Raw genomic sequence first — 23,028 nt, 5'->3', positions numbered from 1 at the left:
TTTGTGACTAACATTCCAGACCGATTAAAAGTGTCTCCATTCTTTTCTTTTTACTTGGTTCAAGCAATTCAAATAGGGGTTGGTATATTAGGTTTTCAGCGATTGCTTACTAAGGCTGTCGGAAATGATGCGTGGATAACAATTATTTTAGGTGGAATAAGCGTTCATGTGGTCATATGGATGATGTATAAAATCCTTGATAAGCAACAGGGGGATATTACCGATGTACATCGAACACTATTCGGTAAATGGATTGGGTCTGTTTTTTCTATTTTGCTTGTCATCTATTTTTGTTTATTAACACTTACGATCCTTAGGTCGTATATCGAAGTCGTTCAAGTGTGGGTGTTTCCTGGAATCAGGATTAGTCTTTTTTCTATCGCTATATTGACTATTGTATTTTACATTGTAAACGGAGGTCTTCGTACCGTTACGGGGATGGCTGTTTTAGGGGTTGTCCTTCCTGGTTACTTGCTATTTTCTTTATTTTATCCCTTGAAGTATGCATTTTTTGAAAACCTGCTTCCTATCTTAGATCATTCCGTTATAGAAATTCTGAAATCAACCAAACAAGTAACATTAAGTTTGTTAGGATTTGAAACCTTGTTATTTTATTACCCATTTTTTAAAGAACCAGAAAAGTCGCAGAAATGGGCTCATCTTGGCTCAGCGTCAACCATCTTTATCTATTTAGCAGTCATGGTTGTTAGTACAGCTTTTTTCTCTGAGGAACAATTAATGAGAAATATATGGGCGACATTAACGATGCTAAAAATTGTTCAGCTTCCTTTCGTTGAGCGGATTGAGTATGTAGCGATTTCTTCCTGGTTATTTGTCATCCTGCCCAATCTATGTTTAGCGATGTGGTCGGCTAGCCGCGGGGCAAAAAGGGTATTCAAAAAAAGGCAACGTCCTTTACTTGTTATTCTTTTACTGCTCGTTTGTACGGCTAGTTGCCTAATAAAAACTAGAGAGCAAATTGATATGATTAGTGATTATACGGCGCAAATTGGTTTTTATTTACTTTACGGATACATTCCTTTTATGTTCCTCTTTAGTAGTATTTTTTATCGTATGAAGGGGAGGAAATCTACATGATCAAGATCTTGAATATCCTATTTTTAATCGTTTTCCTTACAGGTTGTGTTGAACAAAAAATCATTGATGATATTAATATTATGAGTGGAGTTGGCTATGATGCCAAAGAGGATGGAAAAGTGAAAGGAACCATTGTTATTCCGGTATATAAAGCAGATAAAAGTATATCGAATGAATCTTTTGTGGCGGAGGCAAAAGTTAGCAAGGAAATTAACCGGCAGGCACAAATGAAATCAGCTGACCCCCTCGAGAATGGAAGTATTGAAATTGTCTTGTTTGGTAAAGAGCTAGCAGAAAGGGGGTTATATGAGATAACCGATACCTTTGAACGTGATGCTGGAATTGGATCACGATTGTATTTAGCCGTTGTTGATGGAACAGCCGATGAAATCATGCAGAAAAATCTTGGAAACCTCGGAACAGGATCTTATTTAAATACTTTACTAGAACATAATATGAGGCATCGAGAATTACCTCTGTCCAATCTGCATTTATTTATGTACTCATATTATTCAAAGGTGCAGGATCCTTTCCTACCTTATGTCAAACTAACAGGTAATAAGGTAAAGGTACAGGGAATTGCATTATTTGATCATGACCGAGCGGTTGATTACTTAAATTCTAAGGATATGTTTTTCTTTAAGGCTCTCATGGAAAACTTTAGAAATGGAGCCTATACATTTAATGTAGGGAAAGATATTGTAACAACGTATAATATTACAACGAAAAGGAAGTATGATATCAAAGATCCATTAACGCAACCAAAGGTGAATTTATACGTAGAGTTAGAGGCACATATAAGAGAATATACGGGAAAAAAACTTGATTCGAAAGTGGTTGATCAAGCGGGTAAGGCATTTGAGGAGGCAATCAATAAAAAGACAAAAGAATTACTAGAGCGCTTTCGAGATCAGAAAATTGACCCTATTGGTATTGGAGTATTAGCAAAAACTCAAACAAGAAAGTTTGATCCAGATAAATGGAATGAAGTGTATCAAAATGCTACTTTTCATGTTTCGAGTAAAGTGTTAATTACAGAAACGGGAGTAATTGAATAAGAATAAAAAACCTCTTAAAGTGGAAGATCCACATTAAGAGGTTTTGTCTTATTTGTAAATAACAATGGATCCAACCGACTTATCTTTTGCTTGTCCATTTACGCGAATCTTTAAGCCATATTGAGCTAGATTTCGACCAGCATCTGGCATAAAAGTGTTTGTGTACGACTTACTATCATCAAATAGTGACACTCCAGGTAGACTTGAGGATACTAATGTCTGCACTCCAGGGTAATTCAAGTTCAGACCGCTAGTCGCATGTAAGCCAAAGGCTGCATCGGCAATATGGTAACGTGTACTTGCTTGTGCTTTTGTCCCATTTGCTAAAAGCCATTGAAGATCTGTGCTAACATGTGCATCTACTACTCCAAGATAGCCTTCACCAGGGTGTTGTCCAGTCCAGTTTTCAGTGTAACTATCATCTGCGTACCAAACAACTAAGCCACCATCATAGCTCATAATCGATTCTCCGCGAGCAATATGAGCGAGCCCTTCGTCAACGCCTTGATGATTACGCCACTCTAGCAAATAATAGTGGTCCGTTAATTTGTTTCCATCCATTTTAGTAAATCCGTTTAATGCAAAGGTAGAAGTTGCAGCTTCTCCACCATCTTCAACAAGTGTTTGACCATCGGCAACGACCTTCACATTGTCTGCGAAGAAACCAATAAGTGATGTACCCCAATCTGTTGCATAGCGTAAACGAAGTTGGATTTTCTGACCAGCATACGTTGATAAATCAAATGCTTGTGCTTCCCAACCGTCTGATTTACCAGTTAATCCAGGCATTGAGTTCAAAATTGTTGGATATCCTTCAGGTACTACATCAGAACGAGTGTTATTATTTCCAAGTGACTGCCAAGTGGCTCCATTATCAGTTGATACTTGAACAAAGGCAAAGTCCCATTGCTCTTCAATATCGTACCAAGCATCAAAGGTTAATGTGGCAGAAGTTTTACCAGTTAAATCGACTGAAGTCACCATGTTTGTGTCCATTTCATCTGCTTGTCCACCCCAGTACTCATACGTTCCAGCAGCAGGCGTATTTACAGGTGTTTTCTTTTGTGGCAAATTCACACGAATGGCTTGATTGTTTTTTCCAAGTGGTGAATTTGCTTGGTCTAATAAGAATTGTGTTCCTTTCGTAGAAACATCTTCCCACTCAACGACAGTAGGGTTTGTCCATTTACCACCTAGTGTTGATTGGAAGAATTGCTTTGCCCAAGGAGAGAAGCCTGTTGGTTCTGTTCCTGGAATTTTCCCAGCCCATGAACCACTTGCCATAATCGACCAGTAACCAACTGCTTCACCAGTTCCACTATAAATCGTATCGTATTCATCTGGTAAGCCTAAATCATGTCCATATTCATGAGCAAATACCCCAGTCGCGCCGTCTTCGGGCATCACTGTGTAATCATAGAATCCTGGCAATCCTTTGCCAAGTCCGTCTGGATCATAAAAGACTGCAGAGCGGTGAGACCAGATTGCGTTGTCTCCTAAAGAACCACCGCCAGCTTCTTGGCCAACACCTGAGTGAATGATTTGAAGGTGATCAACAAGACCATCTGGCTCCCAGTAGTTTCCGTCACCATCTAAATCATGTGGATCTTCTAAATCATAGTCCTCTAGTGGAACGCCTGCTGCTTTTGCTGCATCTAACGTGTCTCTTACCAGTTGCTTGGACCCACCCGGATTAACATTATCGTGTCCACCGCTTGCACGATCGGCACCGTAATAAGCAGCCGTTTCAGGAACCTGTAACCAACCATAAGCTTGTCCCTCAATGGTGTATGTTCCACCTGACTGTTCTTCATAAAATTGTTTTTGAGACACGAATGTTTCCCCGTTTGGTCCTTCCACACCGTTATCTCCAAAAATCATATCCTCGTAATGCTCTGTATTATAGTCTGCATAATAATTATCCGTTTCTTCAGGTTGAATATTATTATGTTCGTAGTCTGAGTATTCGACCATGAGTGTTAATAGCTTCCCTTTCTTTTGAACTCCAGGTGATTCGCTTTCCTCTACTGAAGTGGGATTGCCTTTTAATTGACCATTTTTGTTTCCTTTTCCTTTTAATAGACCATTGTTAAATTCTTTAAAGTTTTTTTCTATTGCCGCTTCAGCTGCTTTTACCTTGCTCGCTAAAGGATCTGTTGCTTTAGTGTCTTCATTCTTCCCTTTTAAAGCAATATAAGCATTTAACGCATTCTGTTTTTCCTTTGCTGTTGCAGTAGAAGAAATAATTCCTCTCTTAATTAATGAGTCTAGTAATCTTTCATCATTCACAAGTGCCAAATCGATGGTGCCATGTGAATGCGTGCTAGCTGCTTCAACCTTATGTACTTGACTGCTTGTTCCAATAAGATTTCCAGAGAATAATGTGCCGGCTAAAACAACGGAAGTTATTCCTGTTTTGAGAAATTTATTCAATGAATTCTCCCCCTTTTACTTCGAGTTACAAAATAAATAATATTCTTAAAATTCAGTATGAAACAGGGGCTATTTTCCTAAAAATGTTATATTACTATAAAATGGTAGAATAGTAATGGTGCTGATTTTCCTATATATAGAAAATTTAATTCTTTTATGGTTGACTTTATAGGGTAGGAGGGTATAGTATAAAAGAATACAAATAGTGAACTGGAGGAATACAATCATGAAAAAGTGGACTTTATCAGCCATTCTGTATGTACTCTTGGTTGTTGCAGGATACACTCTTAATGGGTTTTTTCAAGTTGAAGAAAGTTCAGATGCGCAAAGTGAGAGTGGTAACCATGGTCACTCAGAAAAGGAACAAGTACAGGAACACACGGAAGAAGAAGGTCATGAAGGACATGGGGTAGCCGATAGTGAAGTAAACGTTACACTTGATTACAAAGAGGATCTATTGTACATCACTTTGACTGATAATGAGGGGAATCCTGTATCAGACTTGGAGATTAATCATGAAAAATATATGCATGTTATAGTGGTGAATGAACATTTAGACACGTATCAGCATATTCACCCGAATGAAGTTGGAGCGGGAAATTACGAAGTTGCTGTTGAATTAGAAAACGATAATTATAGAGTGTTCGTTGACATCAAGCCTAAGGATTTATCCTATACAGTTCAACCGATGTCGATTGTAGTCGGGGAAGTTACCGATACTCACGGTCATGGGCTACAACCTGATAATGATTTTACTCAGGAGATGGATGGAAAAAAGGTAACTTTACAAATGAGTTCACAAACCGCTGGAGAAGCAGTGACACTTAATTTTGAGCTTGATGCAACAGAGTTAGAACCATATTTAGGTGCAATGGGCCATGTCGTTATTCTAGATGAACATGGTGAAAAGTATCTTCATGTACACCCAGAAGATACTACAAAACCTGTATTTGGAACACAATTTGACCAGCCGGGAATATATAAAATATGGGCAGAATTTAAGCAAGATGGGAAAGTGAGAGTCTTCCCGTTTGTTGTGGAGATCCTGTGATAATAAGAAGAGGTACAGACTTATCGTGATCGTCTGTACCTCTTTTAATTGTTACACTTGGCTTTCAAATAAGGTGTTTCGATTATTATATTTAGATATTAAGAAGAGCAGCAGCACGTTAATCATTAATAAGAAAAGGCCAACAAAAAGAAGGATGATCGGACTAATAATTAACATTCCTGTCGCTTGGCCAACAAATAAACCAACAATCGGAAGGATAACTAGTCCACCGATTTGCTGAGCTTCCTGAAAGCTTTTTGACCGGGCTGAGACTAATACTTCTATTAGAATCGTAAATAAAGTAATGATTGGTGATAACCAAAATACAAGTAAAATCCAATTGGTATTTGGAAAAATAAAACCGTTAAAGATTGGATAGGTAATGGCAGTTGTAATAATACCAAAAATGACAAAGCTGCTGATGGTTAAAACCATCGTTGGTATAAAAGCCGAAAGTACTTTTCCAATAAACAAATCCTTTACGGTGATTGGTGCAAATAACAGGCTCTCTAAAGTACCTCTTTCCTTCTCTCCAACAAAGCTATTAAGCGCAATCATCATGGAATTGATTACGGGAATAAGTAGAAACATAGACCCTAACAAATAATTGACAACCACATAAATGATTTGATGGTTAAAGGATGGTAACTCGTTAATCGTATCTTTAATTTCACCGTTAGGCAGTCCAGATAAAATGGTGTTTGTCATTGTCTCTATATCAGAAGAGGTAAGAGGAACAAAATTAATAACTAAAATAAATGCAGCAGGAAAAATGACCGCAAAAATCAAAGGCAGGATAATCAGACCGATGAGCACTTGTTTATTACTCGTTATGCCCTTAATATCTTTCAAAGCGATTGCCCAGACTAGTTGCCTATTTATCTTCATTTTTCACACCTCTAATCTGAAAATACAAACTCTCTAAATCTCGATTTTGAATTTCTACATGATGAATCCAGAATTGCTTTTTCAATATTTCCTCTAATAATCTTGGCAATTGGTCCTTTGTTTGTAAGATAAAGGTGATAAAAGAACCGTCCTGTTTGGCTACTTTATATAGAGGGCTTAATTCATTTACAACCGCGTTTGTTTCAATTTTTACAGAAATTTCTTTGATGTATTTTGCTTCTAATTCTGATTTGGTACCAGACTCAATAATGGTGCCATGATCCAAAAATAAGTATTGTGAACAAACGCTTTCAATCTGATGCAGAATATGAGAGCAAAGGAAGATCGTGGTTCCGTATTTCTTGTTTAATGTATAAATATTTTGCAGTACCATTTGAATACCTTCTGGGTCCAATCCATTGGTAGGTTCATCTAAGAAAAGGATGGTGGGGTTATGTAAGATGGCTTTTATGATTCCTAATCTGCGTTTCATACCTGTGCTATATGTACCCACTTTTTTCTGCTGGTGGTCGGCTAGTTGAAAATCCTCAAGTAATTGTTGTATCCTCTTTTCATCATTCACTCCGTAAAGTTTTCCAAAGAATCTAAGATTATCAACACCACTCATTTCGTGGTAAAGACCAGCTCCATCAGTTAGGATACCACTGATTTTTCGAATTTCATGACCTTGAGATTGTGGATCCCAATTGTTGACGAGTATCCTTCCCGCTGTGGCTTCAATGACACCATTTACTAATCGAATAATGGTCGTCTTCCCACTGCCATTTGGTCCTAACAACCCGACAATATCGCCTCTATTGACGGTGAAAGATACATCATGTAAAACGGGCCGTGCATCAAATTGTTTTTGTATTCCTTCTACTTGAATAATTGGAACCAATCTTTTGTCCCCCTTTTCCCTAGGAATGTGTGAATTTTCCAGTATTAAGGTAATTATATCATTTTATAAGGCTTTAGTGCCCCTTTTAACAAAATAGTAGTATTATGATAGGTAAGGAGAGGTAATTAGATGCAGGAGAAACATGAGCTTTTTCATAGCATTCACCAACTTTCAAGGAACCTGACCAAACGAGTAAATGCGGCGTTAGAACCGTATGAAATCTACAGCTCTCAGTGGTCAGTTTTATTTGTGCTTAAGGAAAAAGGATCTATGACACAAAAAGAGCTATGTCATTATTTAGCGATTGAAGCTCCACCGATGACAAGAACCATTCAGAAGCTTCAAAAACTAGGGCTTATTGAACAGACGGAAGGGGTAGACCGACGTAAAAAATACATTGGCCTTACCGAAAAAGCAATCACAAGCTATCCAGTCTGGGAACAAGCCGTGATGGATGTTAATAATCAAATCCTAAGCGGTCTTTCCGAACAAAACCAAAAGGAACTACGAGTCATTGTGACCACATGGTTAAAAAAATTATAGGGAGTTGTGAACATCTTGGATGATACAACACAAAGCAAATTGTGGACGAGAAACTTTATTGCGGTTTCTGCCAGCAATTTCTTTTTATTTATGAGTTTCTATTTTCTCTTAGTAACATTACCAGTGTACGTCGTTAATGACTTAGGGGCATCCAAATCCTCAGCTGGTTTACTTACCACGGCTTTTCTACTAGCAGCGATCATTATACGCCCCTTTTCAGGTAAACTAATTGAGAAATATGGCGGAAGAATCATTCTAATCACTTCATTGCTATTATTTCTTGCTACCACCCTTTTTTACTTCTTTGCAAATAGTGTTCCACAACTGCTAACAGTAAGACTGATTCATGGAATTAGCTTTGGGATGGCAACCACTGCTGCTGGTTCAATCGTAGCGGATATTATTCCTGAACAAAGAAGAGGAGAAGGAATGGGATACTTTATCTTATCCTCAGCACTAGCAATGGTCATTGGCCCTTACCTCGGGCTAACTTCCATGCAAAGTGGTGGCATACATTTGATGCTTATGATTGCCTTTGCTGCTTCATTAGGTGGACTCGTTGCAGGTTTCTCACTATCAAAACCAAATAAGAGGGTAGCGCCTTCTGAAGAACCAACGAAGTTTACAACTGGCTCTTTGTTTGAAAAAACAGCATTACCGATTGCCATAACAGGTGCATTCTTTGCGATTGTATATTCGTCGATTATTTCATTCATCTCTGTGTATGCAAATGAGATTCAATTAGGTCATGTGGCAAGCTTCTTCTTTGTTGTTTATGCATTTGTTCTTTTAGTGTCGCGTCCCTTTACTGGTAGATGGTTTGATCAATTCGGGGCAAATATCATTGTGTTTCCTGGGATTATTCTATTCTCCATAGGTTTGTTCATTCTCAGTCAAGCATCTTCAGGTTTCATCTTTTTACTTGCAGCTGGTTTTATCGGCCTTGGTTGGGGTACATTGTTTCCAACCTTCCAAACCATCGCGATACAGTCCGCACCACCGAAACGAAGAGCTATGGCAACGGCTACTTTCTTGTCTGTATTTGATATGGGAATTGGTCTCGGATCCTATATTGTTGGACTATTAGCATCTGGGCTTTCATTTAGCCAACTGTACTTTTACGGATCGTTTTATGTATTGGTAGGTATGATCGTATACATCTACTTTAATTTGAGAAAATCGATGAGTAAGACTGGAAAAGCAACCTATAACACAGAATTGAATAAGCGGGCTAATTAGTCTGGTGTTATTTTGGGAGAGGACTCGGATTTGATTCGAGTCCTTTTTTTTGTAGGGTTAAGACAGTTTAGGGTTCGGAAACGATGGTAGAGTCCAAATGAAGGGTTCATTCGGACAGGGGCTATAGCAGAAAGCGCAATCAGAGTCCGAATGAGAGCTGGATTCAGACAGCTGAGAGCTCAAAATCAATCACTGAGTCTAAATCGAGGACTCTTTCAGACAGGAGACAGTTCATAAGCAAAAAATGAGTCCGTATAAGATATTGACCACAGAGCTGAATGGTTTAAATACATTATTCCCTCTACCCATAAACTAGCATAGCTATCCCTTCACAAACCAGGTCCTTAAAAGAGAGCTGGTTTGTTATATTTACGTCTTTATTCACTTTCTGTGTTAGATTCCCTTACAAAAATATACATTTGTTATTTTTATTTTGTTATGATTCATAAATACACTGAATTATATGAAAATTAGAGGAGGGGCACGGATGGAAGCAATCCATGACATTCTAAAGATGATTTCAACTTCTAATGAGGTGGTTCTTGCAACGATCATCCGAGTAGAGGGCTCCGCCTATAGAAAAGAAGGAACATCTATGTTGTTCCATAAAAATGGGTCAAGAACTGGAATCCTCAGTGCAGGATGTCTGGAAACCGATCTTGAATGTCGAGTAAAAGAATGGTTTGGAACAAGTGAGCCACAAACCATTGTTTATCATATGCAAGCGGAAGATGATCTTTCATGGGGGCAAGGCGCAGGCTGCAATGGAATCATTACAGTTTTACTCGAACCGATTGACGATCAGCTTCTAGAACATCTGATTATATTAAAAAACCATCTAGCACTTGGGAATCGAGTGACGATGATCAAACAATTAGACGAACATTTATCTGCATCCTCTTGCCTGTTTATGACCGATGATGGAACTATTTTTGGAAACTGGACGGGGAGGAATGTTTTAGCAGCTAAAAGTCTTTTAAAGAATTATCATTCAATGCCCCAAAAAAGCGGAACCCTGTTTTCCTCCGAGTTAGCTTCGAACGTATATATCCACACCTTTGAACCAAAACCTCGACTCATGATTTTCGGAGCGGGAGAAGATGTCATTCCATTAGTAGAATTAGCTTCTAAAACTGGATTTTCGGTCATTGTTTCTGATTGGCGCCCCGCGTTATGCGATAAAGAAGTGTTCCCTAACGCAGATCAACTGATTGTTGGATTTCCTGAGGAGAGTGTAGAAAAATTAACTTTTCACCCTACAGATTCAGCCATCGTCGTTTCCCATAATTTTCAGAGAGACAAGGAATATTTACAGTATCTGCTGACCAAAGAAATCAGGTATCTAGGCGTACTTGGTTCGAAAAACAGGACACAACGATTGCTAGAAGGAAATGACCTTCCACCCCACGTAAAAAGTCCAATTGGTTTATCTATTGGAGCAGAGGGACCAGAGGAAATTGCGGTTAGTATCGTAGCTGAATTAATTCAACAACGGAAAAAAAGCAAAGAGGGAATTCACTATGAAGAATGGAATCATCGCCATATATCTTGCTGCGGGTAAGAGTAGCAGAATGGGTGAAAACAAGCTTTCTCTTCCACTCTCTACTTGTACCATCGGAAACTCCGCTCTACGTACAGCATTATCTTCCTCACTTGAACATGTTCTTGTTGTTTCAAAAAAAGAAGACTCCCTCGAATGGGTTGATCCCTCTCTGTTCTGTTCTCCTTTTTCAAGTCAATGGTCTCATGTGGTATGTGAGGATGCGGAGAAAGGGCAGGCGCATTCATTGAAGCGAGGATTTCTTTCTGCTATGAGTGTGAATCCAAAAGGAATCATGGTTCTCCTAGCCGATCAGCCTTATTTATCGAAGGCTACCATAGAAAAGGTAATCATGACTTATATCAGTGCTGATCAGCAAGAATTCGTAGCTGCTTGTTTCGAAGGAATTCCTAGGCCACCTGTCATCTTTGCACCAGGGGTTATTCCTAAGTTGATGAAACTACAGGGAGATGTTGGGGCAAGAAAGATTTTTAAGGAATTAGAAGGAATGGTTGTAGAGTTCTCAAATGCTCGAGACTTTTATGATATTGATACGAAGGAAGATTATGAAAGAGTAATTGGAGGTGAATGGAAATGATTAGACAAGGAACCACTTCACTAATTGATACGGAAGTCCTCATACCCACATCTCTCGAGCAGGCATGGGATCTAAAAGAAAAGTTCGGGGAAACTGCTTCGTTTATCGCTGGCGGAACTCTTATGCAAACTCATTGGGCGAAAGGATTCAATTGTCCTTTATATTTAATTAGTTTAGATCAAGTGAATGAGGTGAAAGGCTGGGGGAAGGATCTGGTTAATGGTCAATCATATACTCGACTTGGTGCAAGCATTACCTTGGACTTCTGTCGTCAAAACAAGGAACTGTTCCATCCTCTTCTTGTGGAGGCTGCTAGAAATATTGCAGCACCTGCTGTCCGAAACAAAGCGACGATCGGAGGTAATATCGCTAATGGATTTGGGGATATGATTCCAGCCTTACTAGCAATGGATGCTGTTATTACCGTGTTTGATGGTAACTTAGTTCATCTTCAACCATTCTATGATTTTATAAAAAATCACTCTCAATCGCTCATTATCTCTGTCCAGGTGCCAGATGATCAAACTAAGCGTTTTTTCTATAAGAAGCTCTGTCATCGTGAGTCATTTACACCAAGTATTGTAACGGTGGCAGGAACGTTCCATCTTAATGAAAAAAAGGAGCTTTCTGCCGTTCGATTGGCTGTAAGTGGTAGTACTACTCAGCCTCAGCGATTATATGAATGTGAGCGATTATTAGAAGGTTCAGCACCTACGAACGATCAATTACAGAAGCTCTTCCAAACAATTGAAGAAGAATTTACTCCTACTACAGACGTGTTTTCTACTGCAATATACAAAAAGTCAGTAGCTGCCAATTGGGTGGTTTCAGAGATTGCTAGGCTAGCTACATAAAGGAGGGGCCAATGGCGATACAAATTAGCTTGTTTAATAAGAAAAAGAAGATACGTCCTGACGGTCTAGGAAAAGTAACTGGTGCACTAAAATATTTAACCGACCTATCGTTTCCAGGTATGTTATACGGAAAAATCTTAAGAAGTACGGAACCTCATGCAGAAATACAATCTATTTCCGTTGACCAGGCAAAACAGCTTCCAGGGGTAAGAGCGATTGTCACTTATAAGGACGTTCCAGGGTTAAACGGGTTTGGGCTCATATTTCCTGATCAACCTGTGCTATGTGAGGATCGAGTGCGCTATGTTGGGGATGCGATCGCAGCTGTGGCTGCAGATACGATAGAAATTGCTGATGCAGCTTTGCAACTTATTAAGGTGGAATATAAGAAGCTCCCTGTCATTGTTGATCCAGAAGAAGCCCTTCATCCTAATGCACCAAGGCTTCATCCTGATGGAAATTTACTCCATCGTGCCTATTATTCAAAAGGAGATGTGGAGGAAGGATTCCAATCATGCTCTCATATTGTAGAGGAGATATATGAACTTCCGAGGCAAATGCATGCTTATATGGAGACAGAAGGTGGAGTGATTGTCCCTGAAGTTGATGGGAAATTAACGGTCTATGTTGGTACGCAGCATGGGTTCAAAGATCGTTATCAGCTGTCAAGAATTTTAAATATGAATGAGACTGACATTCGGATTGTATCGAGTCCAATGGGTGGATCGTTTGGGGGGAAAGATGAATTAAATATTCAGCCTTACGGAGCATTGCTGGCACTTGCAACAAACTGTCCTGTTAAAATTCACCAAACGAGAAGAGAATCGGTTCGTGCTGGGTTAAAACGACATCCGATGAAAATAACCATGAAAACGGGTGTGGATGATTCGGGAAAAATCCTTTCGCATAAGGTAAAGATTTTAGCTGATACAGGAGCTTATGCCACACTTGGTCCTGCAGTTTTGGATTTTTCTGTAGAACATGCTCCTGGTCCCTACGTGATTCCTAACATTGAAATCGAAGGGTTGTCCGTTTTTACGAATAATGGTGTGGCAGGTGAATTTAGAGGGTTTGGTGGGAATCAGGTGACGTTCGCACTCGAAGGCCAAATCGACCGTTTAGCTGAAAAATTAAAGATGGATCCTCTTGAATTTCGCGAAAAAAACTTGAGACAAGTAGATAGTCCTGGACCCTTAGGACAAAAAATTGCTCCAACTAGTGGCGCTAGAGATGTCTTAGAGGCAATAAAGGAAAAATTGCATGAAAATACAAACAACAGTCATTTGTCAGATCAGTGGAAGGTAACAGGAACGGGAGTGGCCATTTCCATACATGGTGGGGGATTGGGTGTCGGTCGAATCGACCCAGCAGGTGGACGACTTTCTTTTACTAAAGAAGGAAAAATAGAAGCTGCTTTCGGTTTTGAAGAGTGTGGGCAAGGCTTACTAGCTGTCATTGAAACATTAGTTATGGAAGAGTTTAAATGTAAGGAAGATGATATACGTATTGTTGTCGGTGATACAGACTCCGTACCGATATCGGGATCGTCAACAGCTTCTCGTGCGACGAGTATGGTGTGGAATTCGATACAAAGAATGAAAGAAACATTTCGAGACGAGATTTTGGAGAGGGCATCAAGAGTAACCGATTTACCTGTTAATGAATTGACTATGGGACCAAATGGAATTTGGCTAACTGATGAAAGTCTATGTATCTCGTATGTCGAATTAGCCGAAAAAACTCTCAACAAACCCCTTTTAAAAGTAGAAACTTCTTTTAATTTCCCAGTAAGTCCTGATGCTGTTGTAGACGGAAGTCATTTCTTATATGCATTTTCTTCTGTGTTAGCACGGGTGGAGGTAGACCTTTTAACAGGAAAGGTAAAGGTGCTGGATTTAGAACAAGCAATCGCGGCTGGCCCTGTTGTTAGTTTGCTAGGTTATCAGGGACAAATTGAAGGAGGGGGGATAATGGCATTAGGCTACAGTTTGATGGAAGAAGCAAAGATGGAGAATGGAGCGTACGTAAATGATAATTTCGATACGTATTTAATCCCTACCATCCAGGATGTGCCATTCGTAATGAATGTAGAAGCAATTGAGAAGCTACAAGAGGGGGATATATATGGGCCGCGTGGAGTGGGAGAGATTGGTACAATTGCAGTTGCTCCAGCGATTGTGAAGGCTATTCATGATGCAACGGGGTGTTGGGTGAATAAGTTACCTGTATCAAGGGAGTTTTTGCTAGAGCAAATGGCTACTAGAGGGGAGAAGCGATGGGTATGAAAGAACATGCAGAAATCATGACTCCCCCAAAAATGGAGATCTCTTTAACCATCAATGGAACCAATGTGGTATTACAGGTTCCACCCACGAAAAGGCTTGTCACCATTTTGCGGGAAGAACTCCACCTCACTGGTACGAAAATTTCATGTGAAGTTGGTCGTTGCGGAGCTTGTGCGGTTCAAATGAACAATCAATTAGTTAATTCATGCCTAGTCATGGCTTATCAGGCCAATGACACTTCTATTGTTACGATAGAAGGCTTGGCAGGAGAAGAACTGGATCCTATTCAACGTGCATTTTTAGAAGAAGGTGGTTTTCAATGTGGCTATTGCACGCCGGGAATGGTGATGGCGGTAAATGCCTTGTTAGCTACAAACCCTTCTCCATCAGACGAGCAAATCCAAGAAGCTCTATCTGGGAACCTTTGTCGATGTACGGGGTATGGTGGAATTATACGAGCTGTCCAAAAGGTGATTACAAACAATAATCAAGCAATTTGAGGGCCCTATTATGAGGCCCTTTATTTATTTATATAAATCTTTAAGTATATTTTACAATTTTCCAAAGTCTCGTTTAAAACACTTTTTTATACTAAATGGATAGTATGAAAGGTGTTTTTTTATTTTATTTAGACTCAAGTTTGTCCGTATGAAAAAAACGAGCAAAGGTGGCTAAATATGAAAATCTTACTAACAACGGAGTGCTATGCTCCTGTTATAAATGGGGTAGTCACGTCTGTTATGACTTTGGAAAAAGAACTAAGAGAATTAGGGCATGAGGTGAAAATACTAACTTTATCTACAACAAAACGGTCGTATCAAAAGGGCCATGTAACCTATATTCGCTCACTTGGAGCGGGTAAGCTGTACCCTGGAGCAAGATTTGCTTGGCGCACAGATACGCAATATCTTGACGAGATGATTGACTGGCAGCCAGATATTATTCACTCTCATTGTGAATTCAGTACCTTTTTAATGGCTCGACAACTAGCAGGGAAACTGGGAATTCCGATTGTGCATACATATCATACAGTTTACGAGGATTATACGCATTATTTTTCTCCTAACCAAAAATGGGGAAGAGCCATGGTTGCTATTTTTTCAAGGAAAGTATTAAAAAACACTCATTGTGTGATCGCACCTACGAATAAAGTTCGCTCCATTCTGATGGAATATGGAGTGACTCGACCCATTCAGGTGGTTCCTACAGGAATCAATTTAGTTAGAATAACTAAATCTATTGATGATCAAGAGAAGCAAACTCTTCGAATGAGATTGGGTATTCCTATACATCATAAGGTACTTTTATCGGTGGGTCGCTTAGCCAAGGAAAAGAACCTTGAGGAAATACTATTTTTTCTATCAAAAACAGAACAAAAGAACGTGACGCTACTGATTGTTGGTGATGGACCCAATCGGGAGAGCCTGGAGGAATACGCAAAAACTTTGGGAATTCGTAATAATGTGATCTTTGTGGGAATGGTCTCTCCCGCAGACATTTCGGCTTATTACCAATTGGGGGATGTGTTTGTGAGTGCCTCAAATAGTGAAACACAAGGATTAACTTATGTTGAGGCATTAGCAAATGGAGTGCCTGCCCTTTGTCGGAAGGATAGTTGTTTAGATGATGTGATTACAGATGGGGAAAATGGCTGGCAATACTCAAGCTTTGATGAGTTTGATGAAAAACTTCGCATGATGCTTAGTCAGGAAGAGGTATATCGTCGATTAAGCACTCATGCAAGAGCGAAAGCCGCTTGTAACTATTCTTCTGATTCTTTTGCAAGGAAAATTGAACAGATATATCAACAGGAAATTGTTAATTTTGGTAGAACGATTTTAAAATCCCGAGGTGACGATCTTCATAGGGTGGATGAAGGACGTTAGCCCAGGTAATCTGGGAGGAAACGTTCTTCATAAAGGAGATGAAGGACGTTAGCCCAGGTAATCTGGGAGGAAACGATCTTCATAGGGTGGATGAAGGACGTTAGCCCAGGTAAAATGGGAGGAAACGGTCTTCATAAAGGGGATGAAGGACGTTAGCCCATGTAAAATGCGAGGAAACGGTCTTCATAAAGGGGATGAAGGACGTTAGCCCAGGTAAAATGGGAGGAAACGGTCTTCATAAAGGGGATGAAGGACGTTAGCTCAGGTAAAATGGGAAGAAACGGTCTTCATAAAGGGGATGAAGGACGTTAGCTCAGGTAAAATGGGAGGAAACGGTCTTCATAAGGGGGATGAAGGACGTTAGGTCAGAAAAGTTCGAAGGAAACATTCTTCATTGTGTGGATCATGTTTCTTATCTCTGCGGACATGAAAAGAAGCACCAGAAAATTCTGGTGCTTGCTTGTTAATAGGATACTCCGGTACGCTTATGGGATTTTTCAAATTCTGTTGGATTTGGATCGAAATACTCTGCTGTGTATTGTGCGACGAAAGCATCGTCTTTAATGTATCCTGCTCCCCAGGTTGGATCCATGGTGAGCCAGTTTCCATCAACCTTTGCCTCTACCCAAGCATGCTTTTGTGGCCAAAATCCTCCAAAGGCATTTCCTTCTATTAATCGTGCTTCCACATTGCTGGCTCGTAATAAGGCAATCGTAAGGTAAGCATAATCCTGACAAATTCCCTTCTTTAACTCAAGAGTTTTTAATGCACTATCATCCCAGTTATAATTCTTTGTTTTATACTTTTCTACATCGTAGGAAATATTGCTTGCGACATATTTGTAAATGGCTTGTGCTTTTTCCCTGTCGGTTGTTAATCCGTTTGTTAACTGCCTAGCTTGCTCTATAATTTCTGGTGCATCAGACTCAACCCCGCGTGATGGTAGTAGATCACGCTGATCCTCAGAGGTAGACTCTACCTCAAATTTGGCAAATCCGAAATATCGAAATCGATCACTGTTTTCTTCCTTGATTTCAGGGACGCTAAGCATCACTTCATACGTTCCAGGTCCAAATCTTAAATAGAAGGAATTATTAAATGAGAAATCTTCTACAGGAATTACGTCTAGCGCTTCGTCTTCACCTTTTTTCGTTGTTACATAAATATGTGTGGTTTCGGGTCCAAATGAAGCTTTCGGGTCAATTGTTCCTTTAATCGTAAAAAGTCCATCCGATTCGACACCGCCAAATTGCGGATAATGGAGTGTGACACCTCGTTCTAGGTAAGTACTTGAAAAATCGATCGGTAGCATGGTTCGGTCGGACTCGTTATTAATAAGTATCTTTGTTGCTGGTTGATAATATTTTTCTCGCTCTTCATCAGGGACTAGAACTTCGAGTTCATGCACGCCTTTTCCATATAAAAGCGGGACATCAAAGGAAAATTGACCATCCACAATCGGCAATACGTGCGTCCAGGAATCGGAGTCTTTGGTTAGTTTAATCATGATGGTGTCGTTATTGGATAATGCTCCAGCATCTCCACTTAATGAGAAAATTTCTTCTTCCGTCACATATCCATGATCAAGATTCAGTAGTATTTCTGCTTCTTGACCAAAAGGAGAATACGTCACATCACGTTCAATGTCTGGGTTTACGTTATGAACTGTAAATGATGCAGTCTCATAATAATAGTCTTCACGATCTAAGCTTGGCACCTGTACTTTCACTTCATACTGACCTTCTCCATTAAAAAGGGAAATCTCTTGCTTAAACTTTCCTTCTTTAATCGGTACGTAGTATTCCTGTTCCGTTCCTGCAGGTCCCTCTTCGTTAGCCTGAACCTTGATCCATACATAATCAGACTTTATCTCTGAAAACTTCTCAATTGCACCTTCAACTATTACCTTTTTATTTACGGCAAATTCTTTATAAGTTGGTTTTTTTAATGTGACTCCAGCTTCCTTGCTATAAGATGTTAGCTCAATGGGTTGAAGTTCGAGTTCTTTGTTCTTTTCTTTCGCGAGCTTATCGTATTTATTTTCTTCTTTTTGAGTTTCCTCTGTTTTAGCATTACTTGTCTCAGAGTTGCTGCATCCTGAAATAAAAAGAATAATGCTTAGTAAACTGATGATAATAAATATGACAGGTGTTTTCTTTTTCATATATCCTCCTTTAAAACGACCGTTTACAAAGGTATTTACGTTAACATACTGGGTTAGGTTTCTGGGTCTTCCTCCTTATTTATGGTTTGTGATTTAATTCACAAAAAGTTCAATATTCCTATCACCCAAAGAACGTTTGGTAAAGTATATTAATAATATGTTAATAGTGTTATTCGCAAGGAGGACTAACAATGAAGAAAATCTTTTTCTTTACAACACTAATTGGATCAATCCTAACCCCTTATTTTGCACAAGCACATGTGAAGTGGTTCACAAAACTAGTGCCGCAAAAAGAAACCATTGAAAATATATTATCGCCTTTATTTCTATCTTTAGCACTACTTGCTGCAGTAGTTTTAGGGGTACTCACATTACTTATTCCAAGATTTGCTGAATGGAAGCAAATTAAGGTTTGGGATGACAAATTATCAAGTCTCAGAAAATATTCAAGATATTTGCTAAAATATGGGACAGCTATTGCTCTTATTTTGCAAATTATTAATGGAACATTATTTGCGCCTGAACTACACGTAAGTCAGATGGTATCCATTATTGCATGGATTAGCGTTGGATTCTTATTGATTCCACATCATATTGCAACAAAGATTGGTTCAGCGATTCTATTAGGATTATTTATTTATATTACTGCCGAACATGGTATTTTCTACATGCTTGATTACAGCTTTTATATCGCTATTATTGGAGTTTTACTTGTAGGAAAAACGAAACTTGAAAATGTAGGCTTTCCATTTTTATATTTAGGAACAGGGTTGTCACTATGCTGGGTGGCCGTTGAAAAATGGGTGTATCCAAGCATGTCGATGGACATTATTGTGAACCATCATGTTCCAACGTTTGGCTTTGCACCAGCGACTTTTATTGTAATGGCTGCATTTATTGAATTTGTAGTAGGTTATTTACTAGTGGTAGGTATCCTAAATAGAGTGTTAGGTCTTGTTGTTACAGTTATCTTTATTATGACGACCATGTTATTTGGTTTTACAGAAATTATCGGTCATTTTATGATTCATATTGTTTTAATTATTTTTATCATTGAAGGCGTATCTTTCTATAATCCACCTATTAAATGGCATAAAACAAAACTAGATCAGTTTATCTTTGTATTTTTAAATTTCTTGTTTGTACTAGCAACGATTGTCTTGGTTTACTATCGTTTTGGATGATAATTAATAATTCCTTGAAAGCTACCGTGTTTGGGTAGCTTTTTTTTCTATGTCATATAATCTGACATGTCCCTTGAACTGGTACTTTTATGCGTCTATACTTCAGAGTATAAAAGCATACAGGTTCTCGTTAAAATAATTGAGAACGAAAATGGCTCTCTAGGGTTCCGGTTGAAAAACGTCTGGTCCGAGAGAGAGCGTACAGTATATCTGTAGACACGGAGGGACAAAAGCCCGGGAGAATTTTTATGTAAAATTCTCCTGGGCTTTTGTTTTTTTTACACGAAATCCAATAAAGAAGGTGTAAGGGAATGAATAAAGGAACAGGATTAGTTAAATCACTGAAGTTACATCAAGTTGTATTTATGGGACTTGCTTGGATGACACCGATGATTTTCTTTACCGTTTATGGCGTTGCTTATGAGGCATCGAGTGGGATGATGGCGGCTGCCTATTTGACAGCCTTCATTGCGATCTTTTTCACTGCTTATAGCTACAGTTTAATGGTTAAGGCTTACCCCGTCTCAGGTTCCGCCTATACGTATACGAAGAGGGCAGTTCATCCAATGGCAGGCTTTCTTGTAGGTTGGGCTCTTCTTTTGGATTATATCTTCTCTCCTATTATAGCGATTCTTACATTTGGCATCTTTATGCATACTGAATTTCCTTCTATACCGGTTTTTGTTTGGATTATCATTATGAATATCATCCTGGCTATTGTTAATATCGTTGGCATCAAATCGGCTGCTCGGGTGAGTGGGATGTCTGTACTTGTTCAAATCGGGTTTATTCTCATTTTTTGTATTCTCGTTGCAAAGGATCTTTTAGCAGGTGGAACAGGTGCAAGCTCACTATTCTCCTTAACACCTTTCTTCGGCGAACATATGGCCTTAAGTGCCGTATTTTCCGGTGCAGCATTGATCTGTTTTTGCTTCCTCGGTTTTGATGCCGTGACAACGATGGCAGAGGAAACGATCGACGCAAAAAAGACGATACCAAAAGCAATCTTTCTTATTGTGATAATAGCCGTAACGATGTACACAGCAATATCTTATTTGACGCAACTTGCTTATCCAGATTTTACTTTTACCAATCCTGATAATGCAGCCTATAATCTTGTTCAATTAGTAGGTGGCAATTTATTCAGTTCTCTTTTTATCATGGTTCTTATGGTTGCAACCTTTACACAAGGGGTATCTTCTGTAACGAGTGTGAGCCGATTTTTATACGCACTTGGAAAGGAATCGATTCTTCCAGGTAAAATATTTACAAGCATTCATCCTAAATACAAAACACCTTTTGCCAATATCATTTTGGTAGCGATTATTTCCTTTTCTGCGGTGTTCATTAGTCTAGATACTGCTGTCATGTTTGTAAGCTTCGGTGCCTTAACCGCATTTATATTTGTCAATTTATCAGTGATTGCTCATTATTATGTGAAATTGAAAAAACGCTCATTAAAAGACACATGCTTCTATCTTGTTTTCCCGCTTGTCGGGGCTAGTTTTATCGGCTGGCTGTTAACCTTGCTTGATAAGAATACTTTAACAGCAGGCGTCATCTGGGTGGCTATAGGATTTACGTATCTCTTCTTAAAGACTGAATGGACCAAAACGAAGGAACGTAAAATCGCTTTGTCTTTTCATCAAACAGCGATTAAGAAAAACATTGTTAGATAGTCTGACACTTTCATTGTTATCTATCTTTTCTGATAGTTATACTAATTACAACAACATACAGGTTTCCACATCCTGTTGGAAACGAAAAAGCTTTCTAGGGTTCCGGTTATATACGTCAGGTCCGAGAGAGAGCGTACAGCACCTGCTGCTGTATACACGGAAGGATAAAAGCCTGGGAGATGAATGATCTCCTAGGCTTTTATCCTTTTTTATTTTAAAGGAGGCTACATGATGAGTAAGGTACTAACAAAAGTAATTCCTGCTGGTGGAAAATGGTCAACAAAAATTAAAAGTGGAAAACAACTAACCTTTACTGCTCTTGGAGATGGAGCCAATCTTTCTCTTCTTTTATATAACGCAGATGACACATCAGAGCGTTACAATATGCCGGATACTTTAAAGGCTCAGCATACCGCTCACTTAACGACGGGAAACGTCTTGATGAGTGACAATGGAAGAGTATTAGCTAGTATGATTGATGATTCTCTTGGCTGGCATGATACGATATCAGGCTATGCAACACGCCTTATGATCGACGAACGATTTGGGAAGACCACCTATCAAGAACAAAGAAATGATTGGTATCGAAGTGGGGAAGAAAACTTTGCGGTTGAATTGTTCCGAAATGGTTTAACGAACAGAGATCTGATCCCCGTTGTAAATTTATTTTCAAAAGTATCTTGCAAGGAAGATGGTTCCCTTCATTTTGCCTCAAGTCATTCCAAGAAGGGTGACACCGTTACATTGAGAGCCGAAATGGACGTTCTTATGATCTTATCCAACACGCCAAACCCGCTTGACCCAAGTTCAAATTATCCTTCTGTTCCAGTCGAGATAACGATCACCGATGCAGCTCCTGTAGAGGAGAACGATATTTGTGTGAACCATCGTCCGGAAAACCGTCGTGCATTTGAGAACACATGGGATTACGCATTGTTAACGAAAGGAGGAACAAATTAATGGCCACTTTACAATACAGAGTTAGTGAAAGAAAGGAAGAGGAAGCGATTGATAACTATATTGTTCCTGCTGGAGAAGGGTGGACACAAATCCTAGAACCAGGACAGGTGTTACGAATTGTTGATTTAGAAGGAAATCAAGCAGCAGACACCTTATTCTACGATGCTGATCATCCAACAGACCATTATAGTGCGATCAATACGATTCAACAACAGGGAAATGTGTATTTAACCTCTGGTTCTGTTCTAGTTTCAGAGTCTGGGAAAGAACTGGTTGAGATTGTTGCTGATACATGTGGACGCCACGACACGCTTGGTGGAGCTTGTTCCGCCCAAAGTAACACGGTTCGCTATTCTCATGACACACTTCCAATGCATAACTGTCGAGATACGTTTATGCTTCAACTCTCAAAGTATGGAAGCCAATTTAACAAACGGGACTTAGCGCCAAATGTAAATTTTTTTATGAATGTTCCTGTTACGCCAGAAGGTGGATTAACGTTTGAAGATGGTGTATCCGCTCCAGGATATTATGTAGAAATGCAAGCAGTCAGTCGGACGCTTGTCCTTATTAGCAACTGTCCACAATTAAATAACCCGTGTAACGCCTATAATCCAACTCCTATTCAACTACTAATCTGGGATAAATAACATAGAGAGGAGCTCCA

The 23,028-nt window shown here is 39.3% G+C and carries 19 protein-coding genes and 2 riboswitches; of the genes, 15 read left to right on the top strand and 4 right to left on the bottom strand.

The features are described from left to right. The first annotated feature begins 3 nt into the window (after positions 1 to 3). Together M3175_RS07150 and M3175_RS07145 are read left to right on the top strand one after the other, a co-directional pair. Positions 4 to 1,098, top strand: a complete 1,095-nt coding sequence (locus tag M3175_RS07150; protein WP_251516657.1) for a GerAB/ArcD/ProY family transporter — start codon at positions 4 to 6, stop codon at positions 1,096 to 1,098. Continuing rightward, positions 1,095 to 2,156, top strand: coding sequence for a Ger(x)C family spore germination protein (locus tag M3175_RS07145; protein ID WP_251516654.1), 1,062 nt, complete (start codon positions 1,095 to 1,097; stop codon positions 2,154 to 2,156). The genes M3175_RS07150 and M3175_RS07145 overlap by 4 nt, the downstream gene beginning before the upstream one ends. Positions 2,157 to 2,204: 48 nt before the next feature. On the opposite strand, the gene M3175_RS07140 is transcribed toward M3175_RS07145, so the two are convergent. Beyond that, the gene (locus M3175_RS07140) at positions 2,205 to 4,589 is read right to left on the bottom strand and encodes an immune inhibitor A domain-containing protein (RefSeq protein ID WP_251516651.1); all 2,385 of its coding nucleotides are present in this window, start codon (positions 4,587 to 4,589) and stop codon (positions 2,205 to 2,207) included. 226 nt (positions 4,590 to 4,815) lie between these two features. Here M3175_RS07140 and M3175_RS07135 point away from each other — a divergent pair, with 226 nt between their 5' ends. Continuing rightward, positions 4,816 to 5,640 (top strand): DUF8832 domain-containing protein, encoded by an 825-nt coding sequence (locus tag M3175_RS07135; RefSeq protein ID WP_251516648.1) that lies wholly within the window; start codon positions 4,816 to 4,818, stop codon positions 5,638 to 5,640. Between the two features lie 51 nt (positions 5,641 to 5,691). Here M3175_RS07135 and M3175_RS07130 read toward each other — a convergent pair whose 3' ends face one another. Together M3175_RS07130 and M3175_RS07125 are read right to left on the bottom strand one after the other, a co-directional pair. Beyond that, positions 5,692 to 6,528 carry an ABC transporter permease subunit gene (locus tag M3175_RS07130; protein ID WP_251516644.1) on the bottom strand — a complete coding sequence of 279 codons (837 nt, stop codon included), beginning with the start codon at positions 6,526 to 6,528 and terminating at the stop codon, positions 5,692 to 5,694. Then, complete coding sequence (locus M3175_RS07125) at positions 6,515 to 7,429, bottom strand: ABC transporter ATP-binding protein (RefSeq protein ID WP_251516641.1); 915 nt, start codon at positions 7,427 to 7,429, stop codon at positions 6,515 to 6,517. Before M3175_RS07125 ends, M3175_RS07130 begins: the two co-directional genes overlap by 14 nt. A gap of 129 nt (positions 7,430 to 7,558) precedes the next feature. Between M3175_RS07125 and M3175_RS07120 the strand changes: the two genes are divergently transcribed. The 8 genes from M3175_RS07120 to M3175_RS07085 all read left to right on the top strand — a co-directional run bounded on the left by M3175_RS07120 (position 7,559) and on the right by M3175_RS07085 (position 16,374). Further along, on the top strand, positions 7,559 to 7,972 hold the full coding sequence (locus tag M3175_RS07120) for a MarR family winged helix-turn-helix transcriptional regulator (protein WP_251516638.1): 414 nt from the start codon (positions 7,559 to 7,561) through the stop codon (positions 7,970 to 7,972). A gap of 15 nt (positions 7,973 to 7,987) precedes the next feature. Beyond that, complete coding sequence (locus tag M3175_RS07115; RefSeq protein WP_251516635.1) at positions 7,988 to 9,211, top strand: MFS transporter; 1,224 nt, start codon at positions 7,988 to 7,990, stop codon at positions 9,209 to 9,211. Between the two features lie 487 nt (positions 9,212 to 9,698). Further along, positions 9,699 to 10,772: an XdhC family protein gene (locus M3175_RS07110; RefSeq protein WP_251516632.1), complete on the top strand. Its 1,074-nt coding sequence runs from the start codon at positions 9,699 to 9,701 to the stop codon at positions 10,770 to 10,772. Next, positions 10,732 to 11,349 (top strand): nucleotidyltransferase family protein, encoded by a 618-nt coding sequence (locus M3175_RS07105; protein ID WP_251516629.1) that lies wholly within the window; start codon positions 10,732 to 10,734, stop codon positions 11,347 to 11,349. The genes M3175_RS07110 and M3175_RS07105 overlap by 41 nt, the downstream gene beginning before the upstream one ends. Further along, positions 11,346 to 12,203 (top strand): FAD binding domain-containing protein, encoded by an 858-nt coding sequence (locus tag M3175_RS07100; protein WP_251516626.1) that lies wholly within the window; start codon positions 11,346 to 11,348, stop codon positions 12,201 to 12,203. Before M3175_RS07105 ends, M3175_RS07100 begins: the two co-directional genes overlap by 4 nt. An 11-nt stretch (positions 12,204 to 12,214) precedes the next feature. Beyond that, positions 12,215 to 14,488 carry a xanthine dehydrogenase subunit D gene (gene pucD, locus M3175_RS07095; RefSeq protein ID WP_251516624.1) on the top strand — a complete coding sequence of 758 codons (2,274 nt, stop codon included), beginning with the start codon at positions 12,215 to 12,217 and terminating at the stop codon, positions 14,486 to 14,488. Next, entirely contained in the window at positions 14,479 to 14,988 is a 510-nt protein-coding gene (locus M3175_RS07090) for a (2Fe-2S)-binding protein (protein WP_251516621.1), read from the top strand. Before pucD ends, M3175_RS07090 begins: the two co-directional genes overlap by 10 nt. Positions 14,989 to 15,165: 177 nt before the next feature. After that, positions 15,166 to 16,374, top strand: coding sequence for a glycosyltransferase family 4 protein (locus M3175_RS07085; RefSeq protein WP_251516618.1), 1,209 nt, complete (start codon positions 15,166 to 15,168; stop codon positions 16,372 to 16,374). A 463-nt stretch (positions 16,375 to 16,837) separates the two neighbouring features. Here M3175_RS07085 and M3175_RS07080 read toward each other — a convergent pair whose 3' ends face one another. Beyond that, a complete protein-coding gene (locus tag M3175_RS07080) occupies positions 16,838 to 18,538 on the bottom strand; it encodes a transglutaminase domain-containing protein (protein WP_251516615.1) in 1,701 nt (566 codons plus the stop codon). Between the two features lie 191 nt (positions 18,539 to 18,729). Here M3175_RS07080 and M3175_RS07075 point away from each other — a divergent pair, with 191 nt between their 5' ends. The 4 genes from M3175_RS07075 to M3175_RS07060 all read left to right on the top strand — a co-directional run bounded on the left by M3175_RS07075 (position 18,730) and on the right by M3175_RS07060 (position 23,011). Next, positions 18,730 to 19,722, top strand: coding sequence for a hypothetical protein (locus M3175_RS07075; RefSeq protein WP_251516612.1), 993 nt, complete (start codon positions 18,730 to 18,732; stop codon positions 19,720 to 19,722). A gap of 148 nt (positions 19,723 to 19,870) precedes the next feature. Then, a riboswitch (guanidine-I (ykkC/yxkD leader) is annotated at positions 19,871 to 19,965 on the top strand. Positions 19,966 to 20,033: 68 nt separating this feature from the next. Further along, complete coding sequence (locus M3175_RS07070) at positions 20,034 to 21,401, top strand: APC family permease (protein WP_251516609.1); 1,368 nt, start codon at positions 20,034 to 20,036, stop codon at positions 21,399 to 21,401. 83 nt (positions 21,402 to 21,484) lie between these two features. Continuing rightward, a riboswitch (guanidine-I (ykkC/yxkD leader) is annotated at positions 21,485 to 21,582 on the top strand. Between the two features lie 50 nt (positions 21,583 to 21,632). Beyond that, positions 21,633 to 22,361, top strand: coding sequence for an urea amidolyase associated protein UAAP1 (locus M3175_RS07065; RefSeq protein ID WP_251516606.1), 729 nt, complete (start codon positions 21,633 to 21,635; stop codon positions 22,359 to 22,361). Then, entirely contained in the window at positions 22,361 to 23,011 is a 651-nt protein-coding gene (locus M3175_RS07060) for an urea amidolyase associated protein UAAP2 (RefSeq protein ID WP_251516603.1), read from the top strand. Before M3175_RS07065 ends, M3175_RS07060 begins: the two co-directional genes overlap by 1 nt. Positions 23,012 to 23,028: the final 17 nt, after the last annotated feature.

The sequence above is a fragment of the Robertmurraya korlensis genome (assembly GCF_023715225.1).
Taxonomy (GTDB): domain Bacteria; phylum Bacillota; class Bacilli; order Bacillales; family Cytobacillaceae; genus Robertmurraya_A.
This window is presented reverse-complemented; position numbering and strand designations above follow the sequence as displayed.